Origin of the sequence: Corynebacterium lipophiloflavum DSM 44291, from assembly GCF_000159635.1 — a bacterium.
GTDB lineage: Bacteria > Actinomycetota > Actinomycetes > Mycobacteriales > Mycobacteriaceae > Corynebacterium > Corynebacterium lipophiloflavum.
The window spans coordinates 175448-192524 of sequence record NZ_GG667193.1 but is presented as its reverse complement, the minus strand read 5'-3'; the positions used below and the strand labels follow the sequence as shown (position 1 = coordinate 192524).

16 protein-coding genes are annotated in these 17077 nt (G+C 65.3%); 11 read left to right on the top strand and 5 right to left on the bottom strand.

The window, feature by feature from the left end; genetic code table 11:
• Positions 1–98: 98 nt before the first annotated feature.
• Positions 99–1736 carry a chaperonin GroEL gene (gene groL, locus HMPREF0298_RS07515; RefSeq protein ID WP_006840549.1) on the bottom strand — a complete coding sequence of 546 codons (1638 nt, stop codon included), beginning with the start codon at positions 1734–1736 and terminating at the stop codon, positions 99–101.
• A gap of 1070 nt (positions 1737–2806) precedes the next feature.
• Here groL and HMPREF0298_RS07510 point away from each other — a divergent pair.
• The 8 genes from HMPREF0298_RS07510 to HMPREF0298_RS07475 all read left to right on the top strand — a co-directional run bounded on the left by HMPREF0298_RS07510 (position 2807) and on the right by HMPREF0298_RS07475 (position 11438).
• The gene (locus HMPREF0298_RS07510; protein ID WP_006840547.1) at positions 2807–4150 is read left to right on the top strand and encodes a M20/M25/M40 family metallo-hydrolase; all 1344 of its coding nucleotides are present in this window, start codon (positions 2807–2809) and stop codon (positions 4148–4150) included.
• A 226-nt stretch (positions 4151–4376) separates the two neighbouring features.
• Positions 4377–4910: a hypothetical protein gene (locus tag HMPREF0298_RS07505; protein ID WP_006840546.1), complete on the top strand. Its 534-nt coding sequence runs from the start codon at positions 4377–4379 to the stop codon at positions 4908–4910.
• Between the two features lie 159 nt (positions 4911–5069).
• A complete protein-coding gene (locus HMPREF0298_RS07500; RefSeq protein WP_006840545.1) occupies positions 5070–8015 on the top strand; it encodes a Na+/H+ antiporter subunit A in 2946 nt (981 codons plus the stop codon).
• The gene (locus HMPREF0298_RS07495; protein WP_006840544.1) at positions 8016–8510 is read left to right on the top strand and encodes a Na(+)/H(+) antiporter subunit C; all 495 of its coding nucleotides are present in this window, start codon (positions 8016–8018) and stop codon (positions 8508–8510) included.
• Entirely contained in the window at positions 8500–10290 is a 1791-nt protein-coding gene (locus HMPREF0298_RS07490) for a Na+/H+ antiporter subunit D (protein ID WP_006840543.1), read from the top strand. The genes HMPREF0298_RS07495 and HMPREF0298_RS07490 overlap by 11 nt, the downstream gene beginning before the upstream one ends.
• Before the next feature lie 3 nt (positions 10291–10293).
• Complete coding sequence (locus HMPREF0298_RS07485) at positions 10294–10803, top strand: Na+/H+ antiporter subunit E (RefSeq protein ID WP_006840542.1); 510 nt, start codon at positions 10294–10296, stop codon at positions 10801–10803.
• Positions 10804–10806: 3 nt separating this feature from the next.
• A complete protein-coding gene (locus tag HMPREF0298_RS07480; RefSeq protein WP_006840541.1) occupies positions 10807–11085 on the top strand; it encodes a monovalent cation/H+ antiporter complex subunit F in 279 nt (92 codons plus the stop codon).
• Positions 11082–11438, top strand: coding sequence for a monovalent cation/H(+) antiporter subunit G (locus tag HMPREF0298_RS07475; protein ID WP_006840540.1), 357 nt, complete (start codon positions 11082–11084; stop codon positions 11436–11438). Before HMPREF0298_RS07480 ends, HMPREF0298_RS07475 begins: the two co-directional genes overlap by 4 nt.
• Positions 11439–11444: 6 nt before the next feature.
• On the opposite strand, the gene HMPREF0298_RS07470 is transcribed toward HMPREF0298_RS07475, so the two are convergent.
• From HMPREF0298_RS07470 to HMPREF0298_RS07455, 4 genes are all read right to left on the bottom strand, one after another.
• Positions 11445–12578, bottom strand: a complete 1134-nt coding sequence (locus tag HMPREF0298_RS07470; protein WP_006840539.1) for a glutamate--cysteine ligase — start codon at positions 12576–12578, stop codon at positions 11445–11447.
• A gap of 9 nt (positions 12579–12587) precedes the next feature.
• Positions 12588–13391: a LytR C-terminal domain-containing protein gene (locus tag HMPREF0298_RS07465; RefSeq protein ID WP_157464417.1), complete on the bottom strand. Its 804-nt coding sequence runs from the start codon at positions 13389–13391 to the stop codon at positions 12588–12590.
• 13 nt (positions 13392–13404) lie between these two features.
• A complete protein-coding gene (locus tag HMPREF0298_RS07460; protein ID WP_050758356.1) occupies positions 13405–14157 on the bottom strand; it encodes a hypothetical protein in 753 nt (250 codons plus the stop codon).
• Positions 14158–14537: 380 nt separating this feature from the next.
• Complete coding sequence (locus HMPREF0298_RS07455; RefSeq protein ID WP_186366093.1) at positions 14538–14753, bottom strand: DUF3263 domain-containing protein; 216 nt, start codon at positions 14751–14753, stop codon at positions 14538–14540.
• 16 nt (positions 14754–14769) lie between these two features.
• Here HMPREF0298_RS07455 and HMPREF0298_RS07450 point away from each other — a divergent pair, with 16 nt between their 5' ends.
• From HMPREF0298_RS07450 to HMPREF0298_RS07440, 3 genes are read left to right on the top strand one after another with little or no spacing between them, the layout of a single operon-like run.
• Positions 14770–15342, top strand: coding sequence for a peptide deformylase (locus HMPREF0298_RS07450; RefSeq protein WP_006840534.1), 573 nt, complete (start codon positions 14770–14772; stop codon positions 15340–15342).
• Positions 15342–16286, top strand: coding sequence for an N-acetylglutamate synthase, CG3035 family (locus tag HMPREF0298_RS07445; protein WP_006840533.1), 945 nt, complete (start codon positions 15342–15344; stop codon positions 16284–16286). The genes HMPREF0298_RS07450 and HMPREF0298_RS07445 overlap by 1 nt, the downstream gene beginning before the upstream one ends.
• Positions 16287–16295: 9 nt before the next feature.
• Positions 16296–17075 (top strand): exodeoxyribonuclease III, encoded by a 780-nt coding sequence (locus tag HMPREF0298_RS07440; RefSeq protein WP_006840532.1) that lies wholly within the window; start codon positions 16296–16298, stop codon positions 17073–17075.
• Positions 17076–17077: the final 2 nt, after the last annotated feature.

Below are 17077 nucleotides of genomic sequence, written 5' to 3'. Positions count from 1 at the left end.
AATTGCCCTTTTTGGCGTTTCGCGTTAGCAGCAGTGCGCGCACCCCGTCGGGGTGCGCGCACTGCTGCGTCACGAGAGCGTCGATAAGCGAAGCGCTCTTACATCATGCCCATGGCCTCGGGGTCCATGCCAGCGCCCGCGCCAGCCGGCTCGGGCTTGTCAGCCACAACAGCCTCGGTGGTCAGGAACAGGCCCGCGATGGAGGCCGCATTCTGCAGAGCAGAACGGGTCACCTTCGCCGGGTCGTTGATGCCGGCAGCCATCATGTCCACGTACTCGCCGGTCGCAGCGTTGAGGCCGTGACCCAGCTCGAGGTGTGCGACCTTGTCGGCCACCACGCCCGGCTCCAGACCAGCGTTGAAAGCGATCTGCTTCAGCGGCGCAGACAGGGACTCGCGGACAATCTTGACGCCCGTGGCCTCATCGCCTTCGAGACCGAGGTCGTCCTCAAGCTCCTTGGCGGCCTGCAGCAGGGCCACGCCACCGCCGGCGACAATGCCCTCCTCCACGGCAGCCTTGGCGTTGCGCACAGCGTCTTCAATGCGCAGTTTCTGCTCCTTGAGCTCAACCTCGGTTGCGGCGCCGACCTTGATCACAGCGACACCGCCGGCCAGCTTGGCTAGGCGCTCCTGCAGCTTCTCGCGGTCGTAGTCAGAGTCGGAGTTCTCGATCTCCGCGCGGATCTGCTTGACGCGGCCGTCGATCTGAGCCTGCTCACCAGCACCCTGGACGATGGTGGTCTCGTCCTTGGTGATGACAACCTTGCGGGCCTGGCCGAGCAGAGCGAGATCGGCGGTCTCCAGCGAGAGGCCGACCTCCTCGGAGATGACCTGGCCGCCGGTCAGGATCGCCAAATCCTGCAGCATGGCCTTGCGGCGGTCGCCAAAGCCCGGAGCCTTGACAGCAACGGACTTGAAGGTGCCGCGGATCTTGTTGACCACCAGGGTGGACAGAGCCTCGCCCTCGACGTCCTCAGCGATGATCAGCAGCGACTTGCCGGACTGCATGACCTGCTCAAGAACCGGCAGGAGGTCCTTGACGTTGGAGATCTTCGCGGAAACCAGGAGGATGTACGGATCCTCGAGAACGGCCTCACCGCGCTCCATGTCGGTGGCGAAGTAAGCAGAGATGAAGCCCTTGTCAAAGCGCATGCCCTCAGTGACCTCGAGGTCGACACCGAAGGTGTTGGACTCCTCCACCGTGATGACGGACTCCTTGTTCACCGCGCCATTGCCCACGGCGTACATTGCCTCGGCGATCTTCTCACCGATGGAAGAGTCGCCCGCGGAGATGCCTGCGGTCGAGGCGATCTGCTCCTGGGTCTCGACCTCCTTGGCGGTCTCAAGCAGGTAGGCGGAGACCTTCTCGGTGGCGGCCTGGATGCCGCGCTTAATACCCATCGGGTTGGAGCCAGCCGCAACGTTGCGCAGGCCCTCGCGCACGAGCGCCTGGGCGAGCACGGTAGCGGTGGTGGTGCCGTCGCCGGCGACGTCGTCAGTCTTCTTGGCTACTTCCTTAACCAGCTCGGCGCCGATCTTCTCGTACGGATCCTCGAGCTCGATTTCCTTCGCGATGGTCACGCCATCGTTGGTGATGGTCGGCGCGCCCCAGGACTTCTCCAGAACAACGTTGCGGCCCTTCGGGCCCAGGGTGACCTTGACGGCATCAGCCAGCGTATTCAGCCCGTTTTCCAGGCTGCGGCGTGCTTCCTCGTCAAATGCGATCATCTTTGCCATGTGAGTTAGCTGCTCCTCTTACATTGAGAGTGTGTTGGTATACGGCGCCACTCAACGTCGGATTCGAGCAGGCGCCCGCGACGGCACGGCTGGTGAGTGAGGCAGCCTCACCCGCTCAAAAACTTTTAGCACTTGACTTGCTTGAGTGCTAACCCCCATTTTTAGCAGTCTGAGCGGGCGAGTGCAAGATTGGGCGGGATTGACGTTTCGTGGTGGCGGTGGGATGTCACGGTCAGGCGGTGGCGGGGTGCAAAACCCCAGGTCGGCGATGGCAGTTTCGGGTTGACCGTGACATTTGGGGCGGTGGGATGTCACGGTCAGGCGGTGGTGGGGCGGGAAATGCCTGGTCAGTGGAGGCGGTTTTGGCTTGACCGTGACATCTGGAGCGGTGAGATGTCACGGTCAAGCGGTGGTGGGGTGCAAAACCCCAGGTCGGTAACGCCAGCACCAGTTTGACCGTGACATCTCACTCCACCAGGAAGACCTCAGCACATTTTCCCGCGCGCTCGGGTGCTGGGCTCGCATTCAACAACATGGATAAGCGCGGAGTTAATTAGGCTCGCACACGCGCTGGCGGGGCGGCAGCTAGTCCCGGGAAGGTCATTGCGGAACTCACCTTCGACTTCTGGTTTCACCTTCTCGTCCGCCGCCACGCCGCAACCCTCCACCCCAAATTTGTCGCAGCCCTCGGCTATACGCATAGCATTTCAGCGCTGATTACCCGGATCGCCCCCATATACGCCTTGCGTAACCGCTGCTCGCACCACGAACCCATCATCAGGCATGACCTTACGGAAGAAGCAGCTTATGTAGGCAACATTCTGGAGAGCATTCATCGAGTTTCATCGTGGATTGACCCAGAGGCCGGCGAATGGATCGCCGGGAATTCTCGGGTCCCCGAGCTGTATTCCCTCCGACCTACATAGCTTCATCCAGCCGACCCTTCGGGGCGTTCGAAATGTACAAGGAAGTGCCCCGAAACGGGGCTCTCAGCTCATCTGGTCACGCCCTCCGCCCACACCAAAGCCGGCATCCAAAGCGCCGACGCCGCCGGTGGTACGTTCGAGCGCATGACCTCCCCCAACATCACCCCCAACCGCGACCGCATCTTCGCCGACCTGTCCGCACTGGTCTCGTTCAACTCGCCGCACTCCGTGCCTGAGCTCGCTGATCAGCACGAGGCTGCCTGCGCGTGGACGGTCGCCGAGCTGGAATCCCTCGGCTTCGACGTCAAGCGCCACCCCACGATTGACAACGCCGACACCATCATCGGCGACCGCATCGTTGACACCGAGGCCCCGACCGTGCTGCTCTACAGCCACTACGACGTCGTGCCCGCCGGTGATCCGGCGGCGTGGACCTCGGACCCGTTCACGCTCACCGAGCGCGACGGGCGCTGGTACGGCCGCGGCGCCGCGGACTGCAAGGGCAACCTCGCGATGCATCTGGAAGCGATTCGTCTTCTCGACGCCGCCGGGAAAACGTCCGCCAACCTCAAGGTCGTCATCGAAGGCTCCGAAGAGTTCGGCGGGCAGGGCGGTCTCGAGCGCCTCATTGAAACCTCGCCCGAACTCTTCCGCGCCGATGTCATCCTCATCGCGGATTCCGGCAACGTCGCCGTCGGCACCCCGACGCTGACCACGCAGCTGCGCGGGGGTGCCCAGGTCCAGGTCAGCGTGGAAACCCTCGCCGGCGACATCCACTCTGGCGGCTTCGGCGGCGCCGCCCCTGACGCGGCGGACGCGCTCGTGCGTATAGCCAGCTCACTGTTCGACGAGCACGGGCGCACCACCATCGACGGCGTCGACTGCCTGGGCAAGTGGGAGGGCGACGCCTACGACCGCGAGACCTTCCGCAAGGACGCCGGAGCGCTGGAGGGCGTGCAGCTCTACGGCACCGTGGACGACGAACCCGCCGACATGGTGTGGGCCCGGCCCGCTGTGACCATGATCGGGTTCACCTCGCGCCCCGTCAGCGAGGCGCTCAACGCGATCAACGCGCACGCCAGCGCCCAGTTCAACCTCCGCGTGCCCGCCGGCATGAGCGCCGCGGAAACCGCGGAAAAGCTCGAGGAACACATCGTCTCCCACACCCCGTGGGGCGCGAAGGTGAGCGTCGGTATCACCCAACTCAACGAGCCCTTCGCAACCGACATCGACGGCCCCGCGGTTTCGTTGCTCGGAGAGTGCCTGAAAAAGTCGTACGGCCAGGACTCGCTCGCCGTGGTCGGCTCCGGCGGCTCGATTCCACTGACCACGACACTTCAGGAGCACTTCCGGGAAGCGGAGATCGCCTTGTTCGGTGTGGAGGAGCCGCTGTGCGGCATCCACGGGGTGGACGAATCCGTGGACCCGAGCGAGATCGAGCGCATCGCCGCGGCGGAGGCGGAGTTCCTGCTCACGTTCAGTAAGTGAGACACACGGGCGGAAAAATGGGATAGTGATGTTGCGTGCCACATCTTCGCGGAGTAGTGTGATCGCCATGACACGAGCAGTCCTCCTTGTATGCCTAGTAGGTAAGGCTACGCACCCCGGCCGCAGTTAGCCGGCCTTTGTGGCACGGGGAAGTAGTCGCTAGGGCAACCCAGAATCCAAGGACCGGCCTCCCCGCCACGCCACACCAGAAGGACACCGGCTCACCATGGCACACACCGCAACGACTGCCACCCGCTCCACCACTTTCCACGCACCGGCACTGCCGGAAGCCCGCGATCCGTTCCAGATCCGCTACGAAATCGACAGCAAATTGCCTAAAGAGCTGCGCGCCGAGGCGCACGGCATGGACTGGGGCCTGTTCCGCGCCACGTACGCTCCCGCCCCGACGGTTCAGATCGGCCTCGTGGGCGTCGACAAGCTGAACTTCAGCGATCACCGCTACACCGTCGAGGTCACGCAGACCTCGAAGACGAAGGCCCCCGAGTCGACCTACCACGAGGTCACCGCAACCGGCCCGGCGGCCGCGATGAGCGCGATCCTCAACGAGCACGGTCGCTATGTCGAGATCCTCTCCTACCACGAGATCACCCTCTATGAAGCCACTGTTACCTGCGTCAAGGTCGCCCACCAGGTCGACCACACCCGCACCGCGTGGGCTGTCGGATTCGGGCACAGCCCCGCGCACTCCGTCGCCGCGGCATTGTCCTCCGGTGCTCAGCGCATCTACGGCAACCTCTGAAAAACTGGTAGGGTGGTCGGCGTTGGTTGGCCGCGCCGCATGACAACCCATGAAGTGATGAAAGACGCTGCCTCTTTTGTACTCCGGCTTTCCGGACGGGTTTCGCGAAACAGGCGCTGTCCCTGTCCCGTCCACCTTAAGTAAGGAGGGGTACGCGTTGTGCTGTCTCTTTTGATTGCCCTCGTCGGCGCCACCATCGCGGCGCCGCTTCTGCTGCGCACGATCGGCCGTGTCGCATTCGCCCTGATCGCCCTAGTCCCGCTCGCCGGATTCATCTGGATTGCCAGCCTGTTCCACGGCGGGGTATTCGCTGACGGCGGTGCTGTCATGGCGTCCTACCAGTGGATGCCGAGCACGAACCTCACGCTCGACTTCCGCCTGGATGCACTGTCGGGCCTGTTCAGCCTCATCATCCTCGGCTGCGGCTCTCTCGTGCTGTTCTACTGCTGGGGGTACTTCGACTCCAACCCGCGCCGCCTGGCCATCTTCGGCGCGCAGTTGACCATGTTCGCCATGGTCATGTACGGCCTGGTCATCTCGGATAACTTCCTGTTGATGTACACCTTCTGGGAGCTGACCTCCGTCCTGTCGTACCTTCTGGTGGCGTACTACGGCGAGCGGGCGTCGTCACGCCGCTCCGCCATCCAGGCGCTCATGGTCACCACCTTCGGCGGCCTGGCCATGCTCGTGGGCATCATCCTCTTCGGCCAGCAGAGCGGCATTTGGAAGCTCTCCGACATCGCGACGTTCGACGGCGTGGCGGAGACCCCCGGCATCGCCGCAGCCATCATCCTGGTCATGCTCGGCGCGCTGACCAAGTCCGCCCAAGCCCCGTTCCACTTCTGGCTGCCCGGCGCGATGGCCGCCCCCACCCCGGTGTCCGCTTACCTGCACTCCGCGGCCATGGTCAAGGCCGGCATTTACCTCGTCGCCCGCCTCGCCCCCGACTTCGCGGCGGTGCCCACCTGGCACATCGTGGTGTGCGGCACAGGCATCTTCACCATGCTGCTCGGCGGCTGGATGGCGCTGAAGCAGATGGACCTGAAGCTCATCCTCGCCTACGGCACGGTGTCCCAGCTCGGCTTCATCACCGCGGTCATCGGCATCGGCTCGCGCGAGGCCACCATGGCGGGCCTGGCGCTGACGTTCGGCCACTCCCTGTTCAAGGCCGCGCTGTTCATGATCGTCGGCGCGATCGACCACACCACCGGCACCCGCGACATCCGTGAACTGTCCGGCCTGGGCAGGAAAGAACCGTTCGTGGCCGCGCTGGCGTTGATCTCGGCCGGATCCATGGCCGGCATTCCGCCGCTGTTCGGGTTCGTGGCCAAGGAGACCGCCCTCGACGCGGTGCTGCACGAGGAGCTGCTCCACGGCATGCCGGGCAAGATGCTGCTCGTGGGCCTGGTCGCCGGCTCCATCCTGACCATGGCGTACTCGCTGTACTTCATCCACGGGGCCTTCGCCACCAAGCGGGGCGCCACCACGGAGGAAGTTGCGCAGATGGACTCCATCGGCCCCACCCTGTGGCTGTCGCCGGCAATCCTGACCGCGCTCACGGTCGCGTTCGGCCTCTTCCCGGGCTGGATGAGCCGCGCCTTCAACGAGTACCTCAACGTGCGTTTCCCCGAGGTCGAGGGCAACTACCTGGCCCTGTGGCACGGGTTTACTATTCCCCTGCTGCTTACTGGAGTGATCATCGGTGCCGGCGCGCTCATGTTCTGGCAGCGCGACGTGGTGGCCAAGGCGCAGTTCGAGCGCCCCGCGCTTGGCGACGCCGACGATGTCTGGGACAACATCATCCGCACACTGCGCATCGCGTCGCTGCGCCTGACGGCGTCGACGCAGCGCGGCTCGCTGACCATCAACCTGGCTACCATCTTTCTAGTGCTCATGGTGGTTCCCCTGGCGGGGCTCATTCTTGGGCCGTCCACCGACATCCGCATGATTGTGTGGGACAGCCCCTGGCAGGGAATGACCATAGTGTTCATGTCACTGATTGCCGTGGCCGCGACGTTGCAGCGCAACCGGCTCTCCGGCGTGGTCATGGTCGGTTTGACCGGCTTCTCCCTGGCGCTCATCTTCGCTCTACACGGCGCGCCCGACCTCGCGCTGACGCAGGTGCTGGTGGAGACGATCGTCATGGTCGTGTTCATGCTCGTGTTGCGCAAGATGCCCACCGAGCTGGAAAACCGCGGTGACTCGGACGTGCGCCTGCGGGCCTGGCTGTCCATCGGCACCGGCCTGTCCGTGGTCATCGTCGCCATGACGGCGATCTCCTCGCGAATCGCGGAACCCATTTCCGGGCCAATGCCCGACTTGGCATACGAGATCGGCCACGGCCGCAACGCCGTCAACGTGCTTCTGGTGGACCTGCGCGCCTTCGACACCTTCGGCGAGATCACCGTGCTGGCGATCGCCGCCACCGGCGTGGCCAGCCTCATCTTCGGCACCGGCTCCTTCTACCGCGACTCGCGCCGCCCCGTGCTCTCCGCGGCCGTGCCGCGTTGGCTGTCCTCGTCCGTCAACAGCGAAACGGCGCAAAACCGCCACATGATGGTCGAGGCCGCCACCCGCATCCTCTTCCCGTCGATGATGCTCTTAGCCGCGTACTTCTTCTTCTCCGGCCACAACGCCCCCGGCGGCGGCTTCGCCGGCGGCCTCGTCGCCGCCCTGGCGTTCGCGCTGCGCTACCTCGCCGGCGGCCGCGAGGAAATCGAGGAAGCCCTGCCCGTCAACCCCGAGGCCATCCTGGGCACCGGCCTGCTGCTCTCCGCGGCCGCCGCCGTGGCCCCGATGTTCTTCGGCTACCCGCCATTGACCTCCGGCTACATCGAACCCGACCTCCCGCTCATCGGCCAAGTTGCCATCCCCTCCGCCCTGCTTTTCGACGCCGGGGTCTCCGTCATCGTGGTCGGCCTCATCATGCACATCCTCACCTCCGTCGGCGCGCACCTGGACAAGGAAGAGGACGCCCGCAAGCAGCGCGCCCGCGAACGCGCCCGCGCACTGCAGGAGAAGAACGAGAAACGACGCGCGCTGCATACGCAGAAGCGTCGCGAGAGGGCGTCGATAAGCACTAGCGAAACCGAAAGGAGCGAGTAGATGGAAGCGAACCTGTTCCTGCTCATCGGCTCGGGCGTGCTCATCTCCGCCGGCGTGTACCTGCTGCTGGACAAAGCGATGACGCGCATGATCATGGGCATCATGCTCATCGGCAACGGCGCCAACCTCCTGCTGCTGCAGTCCGGCGGGCAAGCCGGCTCCCCGCCCATTCTCACCCGCGACAACGAGCTCTACGGCGAGCAGATCTCCGACCCGCTCGCACAGGCGATGATCCTGACCGCGATCGTGATCGCGATGGCGCTCGTCGCGTTCATGCTCGCGCTGGCCTACCGCCAGTACCGCTACCGCTCCGACGACGTCATCGAACGCGACGAGGAGGATCGCGCCATCGCCGCGCGACCGGTCACCCCGTCCGCGCAGCCCGACCATGACGCGTCCGACGACCCCGAAACCGGCCGCGCCAGCGCGCTCGGTGACGAGTTCGGCCCCCGCTCCTTTGAGGAACCCGTGAAGGAGGCCGACGATGTCCGCTAATATTTTCGACTTCGCCGCCGCCGTGCTGCCCTACGTCGCCTACCTCATCCCGCTGTCCGTACTGCTGCCCGCGATTGCGGCCGCGCTCATCCTGGTCTCGGGCCGCCACCTTGCGCTGCAGCGCACCATCGCGTTCATCACCCTGCTGGCGCTCGCCGGCATTGCCGCGGCGCTGCTAATTGTCACCGACATCTACGGCATCCAGACGGTGCAGCTCGGCGGCTGGGAGGCGCCCATCGGCATCACACTTGTCGCCGACCGCCTGGCCACCATCATGCTGCTCGTCTCCGCCATCGTGCTGGTCGCCGTCATGTGGTACGGCATCTCGCAGGGGCTTCGCGACGGCGACGAGGACGACCCCGTCGCCGTCTTCCTGCCGGTGTACATGCTGCTGACCATGGGCGTGAACCTCGCGTTCCTCGCCGGCGACCTGTTCAACCTCTACGTCGGCTTCGAGATCTTCCTCGTCGCCTCGTACGTCCTGCTCACCCTCGGCGCGTCCCCGGCGCGCGTGCGCTCCGGCATCGGCTACGTCATGGTGTCCATGGCGTCATCCATGATCTTCCTGTTCGCCCTGGCGATGATCTACGCCTCCGTGGGCACCATCAACATGGCCCACGCCGGCGAGCGCATGGAAGCCCTGCCGGAGGGCACCCGCACCGCCATCTTCGCCACCCTGCTCGTGGCGTTCGCCATCAAGGCGGCCGTCGTGCCTCTCGACGCCTGGCTACCCGACTCCTACCCCACCGCAGCGTCCCTGGTCACCGCCGTGTTCGCCGGCCTTCTGACCAAGGTGGGCGTGTACGCGATCATCCGCATGCGCTCCACCGTATTCACCGACGGCTCCCTCGACGGGATGCTCATGTGGGTGGCGCTGGCCACCATGATCGTCGGCATCATGGGCGCCCTCGCGCAGAACGAAATCAAGCGTCTGCTCTCGTTCACCCTGGTCAGCCACATCGGCTACATGGTCTTCGGCGTTGCCCTGGGCACCATGGAAGGCCTCTCCGGCGCCATTTTCTACGCCGTGCACCACGTGCTCGTGCAAACCTCGCTGTTCCTCGTCGTCGGCCTCATCGAGCGCCAGGCCGGCACGTCCCAGCTGCGCCGACTCGGGTCCCTGCTCTACACGGCCCCCGTCATCGCGCTGCTGTACTTCATCCCCGCCCTCAACCTGGGCGGCATCCCGCCCTTCTCCGGCTTCCTGGGCAAGATCATGCTTCTCGAGGCCGGCGCCGCCGAAGGCTCCTGGCTGTCCTGGGTGCTCATCGGAGGCGCGGTGGTCACCTCGCTGCTGACCCTCTACGCCATGATCCTGGTCTGGTCCAAGGGCTTCCTGCGCGACCGCGCCGACGCGCCCGAGGGCCACATCGCCATCGACAAACCCTCGGCGCTGTCCGACCGGCAGTCCACCGTCACCATCGACGAGCGTTCCGACGTCGGCCGCGTCCCGCCCGGCATGCTCCTGTCCACCACGCTGCTCATCGCGGCATCCCTGGCCATCACGTTCCTCGCCGGGCCCATCTCCGCCGTGACCGACCGGGCCGCCGAATCCGCCCAGGACCGCTCCATCTACCGCGACGCCGTCCTGCGCCCCGGCTACACAGATCCGACACGCAACCTCGACCAGACGACGATGCAGGAAGAACGCGACGCCCTGGACATCCGCACCACCACCCCTGCCCCGCCTGAGGGCATCACCACCGCCGCAGTTCCCGAACCCGTGGCGCAAAGCAACCTCATGGGCGAATCCACCCAAGGCGAAACGGAAGGGGAATAAGCTATGCAAGGACTACGCGCCCGAATCCGCCCCCACTTCGTGCTGTGGCTGACCCTCATGTGGGTGATCCTTCTCGGCGAGATCAGCTGGGGAAACGTGCTCGGCGGCCTCGCGCTCGCCCTGCTCATCGTGCTAGCGCTGCCCCTGCCGAAGGTGCCGCGCGACCACCACCGCGTCCGCTGGAGCAAACTCGCCGTATTCGTGATCGTGTGGTTCGGCGACCTCATCGTCGCCTCCGCCAAGGTCGCGTGGCTCGCGCTGCGGCCCGCCGCCCCGCCGCGCAGCGCCATCCTCAAAGTGCCCATGCGGGTTTCCAACGAGCTCGTGCTCTACCTGGCCACCTGCGCCTACAACCTGCAGCCCGGCGGCGCCGTCACCGACCTCGACATCGCCAACCGTGAATGGACCATCCACGTCCTCAACGCCGAGACCGAAGAGGATATCGCGCGGGAACGCCGCAGCGTGGCAAAGCTAGAGCGCCAAATGATCGACATCTTCGAAAGCAGGGGCTAAGCCATGGACCCGAACCTGTACAACATCTTCCTCGGCATCGCCGCCGCCTTTCTCGTGGCCAGCCTGTTCATCATCGGCTGGCGTATTGTCGTCGGCCCCAACTCGCTCGACCGCGTGCTTGGCAACGACGCCTTCACCGCCTCACTGCAGTGCGTGCTCGCCCTCTACATCTGCTGGACCATCGACACCACCGTGGTCAACGCGATGATTGTCATCGCGCTGCTCGGATTCATCGCCTCGCTGTCCGTGGCCCGCTTTCGCCGAAGGGACGACATCTCATGATCACCGACATCATCTCCCTCATCTTCATCCTCCCCGGCGCATTCATGGTGTTCTCCGCCGCCGTCGGATCCGTGCGTTTTAAATCCACCCTCGCGCGCATCCACGCAATCACCAAACCCCAGACCACCGGCCTGGTGCTCATGGTCGTGGGCACCATCATCCGCGTCATCGGCTCCCCCGACTTCGGTGTCCACGAACGCGGCGACATCGGCATGCTCGTCCTGCTCGTCATCTTCGCGCTCATGACCAACCCCGTCACCGCCCAGCGCCTCGGGCGCGTCTCGCGCCTCGAAGGCCTTTACGGCGGCGAAGACGCCCTCACCGTCAACGAACGCCCCGCCCCGAAGCGCTAAGCGGGATCAGCCCCAGGTCAGGGAGGTCAACTCGTCGCAGGCCAGATCGACGGCCGGTTTCCAGTCACGGTGGACGTCGAAAAGCCTGCGCTGGCGCTGATACCCCGCGCCGCGCTCGAGGATCTCCAGCACCAGGTTCAACTCCTCCACGCAGCCGAGATCGGCGGCGACGCCCTGGAGGCTGTCGACCAAGTCGACCAGCTCCTCGGTGACCCAGCGCTCGTCCGTCGCGCGGCTCGTGATCACCAGAGCGTCCATGCCGTAGCGCGCGCCGCGCCACTTGTTCTCCGCCACGTGCCACGGCTGCAGCGTGGGCAGCTGCTTGCCCTCGTCGATCATGCGGTCGTAGTGCACCACCAGGCAGTGCGTCAGTGCCACAATCGCGGCGAGCTCGCGCAGATTCGACGTGGCGTCCGAGATCCGGACTTCGATAGTGCCCCACTTCGCGGCCGGGCGGACGTCGAAATGCATGCTGCCCGTGTGGTTGATCACGCCCGACGTCTGCTGATCCCGCATGAACTGCACCCACTCGTCCCACGTCTGGAACTGGTACGGCATGCCCGCGGTGGGCAGCTGCTGGTACAGCATCGTGCGGTTCGAGGCGTAGCCCGTGTCCAGGCCGTCCCACCCCGGGCTCGAGGCCGAAATCGCCAGCAGGTGCGGGTACTTGGTCATCACCGCGTTGATGATCGGCCACACACGGTCCTCGTGCCGGATACCGATGTGGCAGTGGATGCCCCACAGCAGCATCTGCTGGCCCCAATACTGCGTGCGGTTGATGATCTCCTTGTACGTGATCTTCGGGCTCAGCGGCTGCTTGCGGAAATCCGAGAACGGGTGACCACCCGACGCCCACAGCCGCAGGTTCTCCTCCTCCGCCACCGCGCGCACCTTCTCCGTGGCGTCAGTGAGGAAGCGCAACGCCTCCCCCGTGTTACGGCACACCGGCGTGACCAGCTCAATGGTGTTCTGCAGGAACTCACGCTCCAAGTGCAGATCCGGGTTGCGCGCGGTGACCTCGTCGATCACCTCCGCGGCGCGCGGCACCAAGTCGCGGGTCTGCGGGTCGACGAGGCAGATCTCCCACTCGACGCCCAGCGTCGGATTCGGGGACCTGGCAAAATCACGGAACGGATCCATGAGGCAATGTTAGCCGGTGAGCACGACAGAGATGGCCTCGCGGTTGCCGCGAACCTGATCCGGTAGCGTCGCACCCTGCGGCACGTCCGTAACCGGCGTGGCTACACCGCCCACCTGACGCGCCACCTCAGCCGCAACCTGCTCAGCACCGCTCATCGACGGATCAAAGAACACCGTCGTGCGCGGGAAAATACCGTAACGCTGCTCGGGCAAGTTCATTGTCGTGGAGTCCGCGCTCTTGTTCGCCACCGTGTACTCCGGGGCAAGCTTGTCCGCCGTCGAGCCGGCCAGGCCAGGGTTGGGCGAGTTGTTGAACACGAACACCATTGCGTTTGCCTTTGTCAGCGCCGGTCCCTGGTTGGGCGCGGGGGCTGGTGCTGGTGTGGGGTTCTGGGGTTGGGTTGGGTTCTGGTTCTGGGGTGCCGGGTTTTGAGCTGGGTTTTGGTTCTGTGGCTGGTTCTGTGGCTGGTTTTGGGGCTGCTGCTTCGGCTGCTGGGCGGGTGCCGAGCCCGCCGCCGGGTTCGCGGTGTTTGCAGCTGTGTTCGGTGTGTCCGCGCCGTCCTTCTGCGTCAGAGCGTACAGGCCCCAGAGCAGCAGAATTGAGGCAACGGCTATGAGGATCATCGCCAGTCCCCGCTTCGGGATGCCCCCGGCGACCGCGGCGGTGCTCCCGCCAGCGTCGTCGTAGCCTTCTTCGCGGCCCTCGTCGTAGCCCTCGTCGTAGCCCTCGTCGCGGCGGTGCGAACCGCGGTACTCATCCACCTCGCCCGCGAAGTCGTCGCGGTTTCCGTTACCAGGATTCACAGTAGTCACACTAGCAACACTATTACCTTCGGATCTGCCGCGGGTACTGCGACGCGCCGTGCGGAGCCGCCGCCTCAAGCCTGAACAGAACCTGTTGCACAAAGTCACCCGGCCTCTCCCGCAGATGCCGCGGGCTATACCGCAGAAAAACAAACCCCATGTTCCCCAAGGACTTCTGACGCTCGTACTCCTGCCGGATCGTCAGCCCGGGATCATCGGAATACTTCACGTCGCCGTCGATCTCGATTGCCAGCCAGCCGCCGATAAGCATGTCCATGCGGAAGCCTCCAGCCCACACTTGCAGCTCGATGCCCTGCACACCGGCCTCGATGAGAACGGCGCGCGCGAGGGACTCGTACGGCGATTCCGACTGCGCCGTGGCCAATGCGATGCAACGGCGCACGACACGCACGTGACGCATCGGCCCCGCGGCGGCGAGCTCCCGGTAGAGATCATCGCGCTCGAAGCCGTTGGCGAGAAGCCAGTCGGCCGCGATCAGCCCCTTCGCGAAGCCGTGATCGCGGGCGATGTCGATGAATGTCCGGATCGGCGGGGTCGTCCGCACACCGTAAACATCGACCCACGTGTCGACGCAGCGGCGACGGCACGCCACGCTGCGATCCCTCCGATACGTCGGCGGGACCTCTCCGCTAGGGAGTGCCAGCTCAACCGGCTCCGGCGACAAAGACACCACCCACATGCCCAGCACGCGCGCCGCCGATCTCCCTGTGAGAACTGCCTGGTAGGCATTGCGGCCGCGTGCCAGCGCCTCCACGAAAGCTGTTCGTGGAAAGCCAACCCTGCGAAGAGATCGATGGGCATCGCGATCTGGCCCGCCACCCGGACGAGCCCACTTTTCTCGAGATTCCGGAGGGGATCATCCAACGGGAGCGAGCGCAGGTCGACCAGGGATTCGGCTAGCGGGGAACGCCAGTCCGGTTCGCCGTACGTATTGTCCATATTGGATTAGACAGCTGCTTCGATACCGGGGTTCCCTGAGGCGCAATGTCACGGTGGGCGAGAGTGGCGCAGCAAAAGCCCAGGTGGTCACGGTCGCGAAATTGCCGACCGTGACATCTGGAATGTCACGGTGGGCGAGAGTGGCGCAGCAAAAGCCCAGGTGGTCACGGTCGCGAAATTGCCGACCGTGACATCTCACCCCACAGATCGGTCCCGCACCCGCTGCAAACGCCGCACCAGCTGCGGCCGCGCCGCCAACGCCTCCGAAGAATCCAGCAGCACGTTCAGCCGCTGGTAGTAGCGAATCGGCGTTAGGCCCAGAACGGACCTGATCGCATCCTCCTTCGCACCGACGGACCTGGGGGCGGTGGCTTCGAAGTCCAGGAGTGTGAGGTCGGCGTCGGTAAGCATGCCTAATATATTAAGCATGACAATTCGACCCATCGTGATCCACGGCGACCCGGTGTTGCACGAACCGACGAAGGCGGTCGAGCAGCCGGTTGCTGAGCTGCAGGAACTGATCGCGGACATGCACGAAACCATGGACGCCGCTTACGGCGTGGGGCTGGCGGCGAACCAGGTTGGTGTGCCGCTGCGCCTGTTCGTCTACCACTGCCCCGACGGCGACCGGATGCGCCGCGGCACCGTGATCAACCCGGTGCTGGAAACATCCGAGGTGCCGAAGACGATGCCGAGCGATGACGGTGACGACGACGAGGGGTGCCTGTCGGTACCGGGCGAGTCCTGGCCGACGGGCCGCGCGAGCTGGGCGAAGGTCACTGGCCTGGATGAGAACGGCGACGAGGTCGTGGTCGAGGGCGAGGGGTTTTTCGCCCGCTGCCTGCAGCATGAGGTGGGCCACCTGGACGGTGTTGTCTACACCGATGTGCTCACCGGCCGCTACAAGCGCGAGGCGAAGCGCGTGATCCGCGACAACGGCTGGAACACCCCCGGCAACACGTGGCTGCCGGGCACCGACGAAGACCCGTTCGGCCACTGATGGCCCGATTCTTCCGCTCCGATGACATCCAGCCCGGTGATCGGGTGGTGGTGCGCCAGCGCATCGGTGAGCACTCAAGCGACGTCATCGGGCACGTGATCTCGCTCGATCCGTTGGTGATCCGCCCCCAGGAGGTCGGAGGCTTTCCGTCGTTCAAGGACGCGATCGAGATTGAACACGTCCACATCGTGAAGAAGCTGTCGCCGCGCACGGTGCGCAACAGCGACATCCGCGCGGTCGAGGTTGCTTACGCCAAGGCGTTTCCCGGCCAGGAGCAGGAGCTTATCGACGGCTGGCTCGCACGCGCCGGTGCCGACATCGCCGAGCGCTCTAATTCGGCGACCCCGATTGGCTACTCGGCGGGGTTCAACCCGGTGCCGCTGGACAAGCTCACTGAGTTCTACGAACAACGCGGCAAGCCGCTGCAGTTGCTGATCCCGGAGCGCATTGGCAAACCCGCGCTGAAAATCCTCACCCCGCAGTGGTCGCTCGGGGAGGAGATTTTGGTGATGACGCGCACGTTGGACGGCGGGGACGTCGCTGCGGATTTCGAGGTGCTCGACACCCCCGACGAGGCGTGGCTGTCGATGTACCACTTCCGCGGCCAGCAGCTTCCCGCCGACGCGATCCGCCCCATCGACGGGCGCATCGCGTACGCCAGGCTCACCCGCGGCGGCGAAACCGTGGCCGTGACCAGAGCGACGTTCACCGAGTCGGAGGACGGGCGCGTGTGGCTCGGGTATTCGGCCGTGGAGGTCGCCCCGGAGCTGCGCCGGCGCGGGCTGGGCACCGCGCTCGGTGCGTCGCTGTTGGCGTGGGGTTTCGACCAGGGAGCCGACGAGGCCTACCTGCACGTGCGCGCGGGCAACGCGGCGGCGATCGGGCTGTACCAGAAGCTGGGTTTTGTGGAGCACCATCGGCAACGCTACGCCCTTCTGGGTTAGTGTTGACGCATGCGGATCGCCACCTTCAACGTCAACTCGGTGCGCAGCCGCGCCGAGCGCATCGTCGCGTTCCTCGAGCGCAACGACGTCGACGTGTTAGCCATGCAGGAGACGAAAACCAGCGAAGCGAAGTTTCCCTACGCCGTGTTCGAGGCCGCCGGCTACGAGGTCGCGCACGTGGGGACGAACCAGTGGAACGGTGTCGCGCTGGCCTCCCGGGTCGGGTTAGAGGATGTGCGCACGCAGTTTGACCACCAGCCCGCCTACGAGGGCAGCGTCGAGGCGCGCGCCGTCGGCGCGACCTGCGGTGGGGTGGAGGTGTGGTCGCTGTACGTGCCTAACGGCCGCGAGATCGGCCACCCGCACTACGACTACAAGCTGCAGTTTCTCTATTCCCTGCAGCACGAGGTCGCGGCGCAGACCCCGCAGCTTTTCACCGGGGACTTCAACATCGCCCCGCGCGATAGCAGCGTGTGGGACATCGCCTGGTTCGAGGGCAAGACGCACGTCACAGAGCCGGAGCGCGCCGCTTTCGAGATGCTGCTCGAGGCCGGCCTTGTGGAGATCCGCCACGACGACGCTTACTCCTTCTGGGACTACAAGGCGATGCGCTTTCAGAAAAACCAGGGCATGTTGATCGATTTTCTGCTGGCCACGCCCCCGCTGGCCGGCAAGCTGGTCAAAGCGTGGGTGGATGTCGACGAGCGCCGCGGCAAGGGCGCGAGCGACCACGCGCCGGTGATCGCCGACTTCGACACCACAGCGTTCGCCTACGACGAAGTGCGCTAGAT

Coding starts and splice junctions, on each gene's coding strand:
- groL (WP_006840549.1), bottom strand. CDS start 1,736: ATGGCAAAGATGATCGCATTTGACGAGGAAGCACGCCGCAGCCTGGAA.
- HMPREF0298_RS07510 (WP_006840547.1), top strand. CDS start 2,807: ATGACCTCCCCCAACATCACCCCCAACCGCGACCGCATCTTCGCCGAC.
- HMPREF0298_RS07505 (WP_006840546.1), top strand. CDS start 4,377: ATGGCACACACCGCAACGACTGCCACCCGCTCCACCACTTTCCACGCA.
- HMPREF0298_RS07495 (WP_006840544.1), top strand. CDS start 8,016: ATGGAAGCGAACCTGTTCCTGCTCATCGGCTCGGGCGTGCTCATCTCC.
- HMPREF0298_RS07490 (WP_006840543.1), top strand. CDS start 8,500: ATGTCCGCTAATATTTTCGACTTCGCCGCCGCCGTGCTGCCCTACGTC.
- HMPREF0298_RS07485 (WP_006840542.1), top strand. CDS start 10,294: ATGCAAGGACTACGCGCCCGAATCCGCCCCCACTTCGTGCTGTGGCTG.
- HMPREF0298_RS07480 (WP_006840541.1), top strand. CDS start 10,807: ATGGACCCGAACCTGTACAACATCTTCCTCGGCATCGCCGCCGCCTTT.
- HMPREF0298_RS07475 (WP_006840540.1), top strand. CDS start 11,082: ATGATCACCGACATCATCTCCCTCATCTTCATCCTCCCCGGCGCATTC.
- HMPREF0298_RS07470 (WP_006840539.1), bottom strand. CDS start 12,578: ATGGATCCGTTCCGTGATTTTGCCAGGTCCCCGAATCCGACGCTGGGC.
- HMPREF0298_RS07455 (WP_186366093.1), bottom strand. CDS start 14,753: ATGCTTACCGACGCCGACCTCACACTCCTGGACTTCGAAGCCACCGCC.
- HMPREF0298_RS07450 (WP_006840534.1), top strand. CDS start 14,770: ATGACAATTCGACCCATCGTGATCCACGGCGACCCGGTGTTGCACGAA.
- HMPREF0298_RS07445 (WP_006840533.1), top strand. CDS start 15,342: ATGGCCCGATTCTTCCGCTCCGATGACATCCAGCCCGGTGATCGGGTG.
- HMPREF0298_RS07440 (WP_006840532.1), top strand. CDS start 16,296: ATGCGGATCGCCACCTTCAACGTCAACTCGGTGCGCAGCCGCGCCGAG.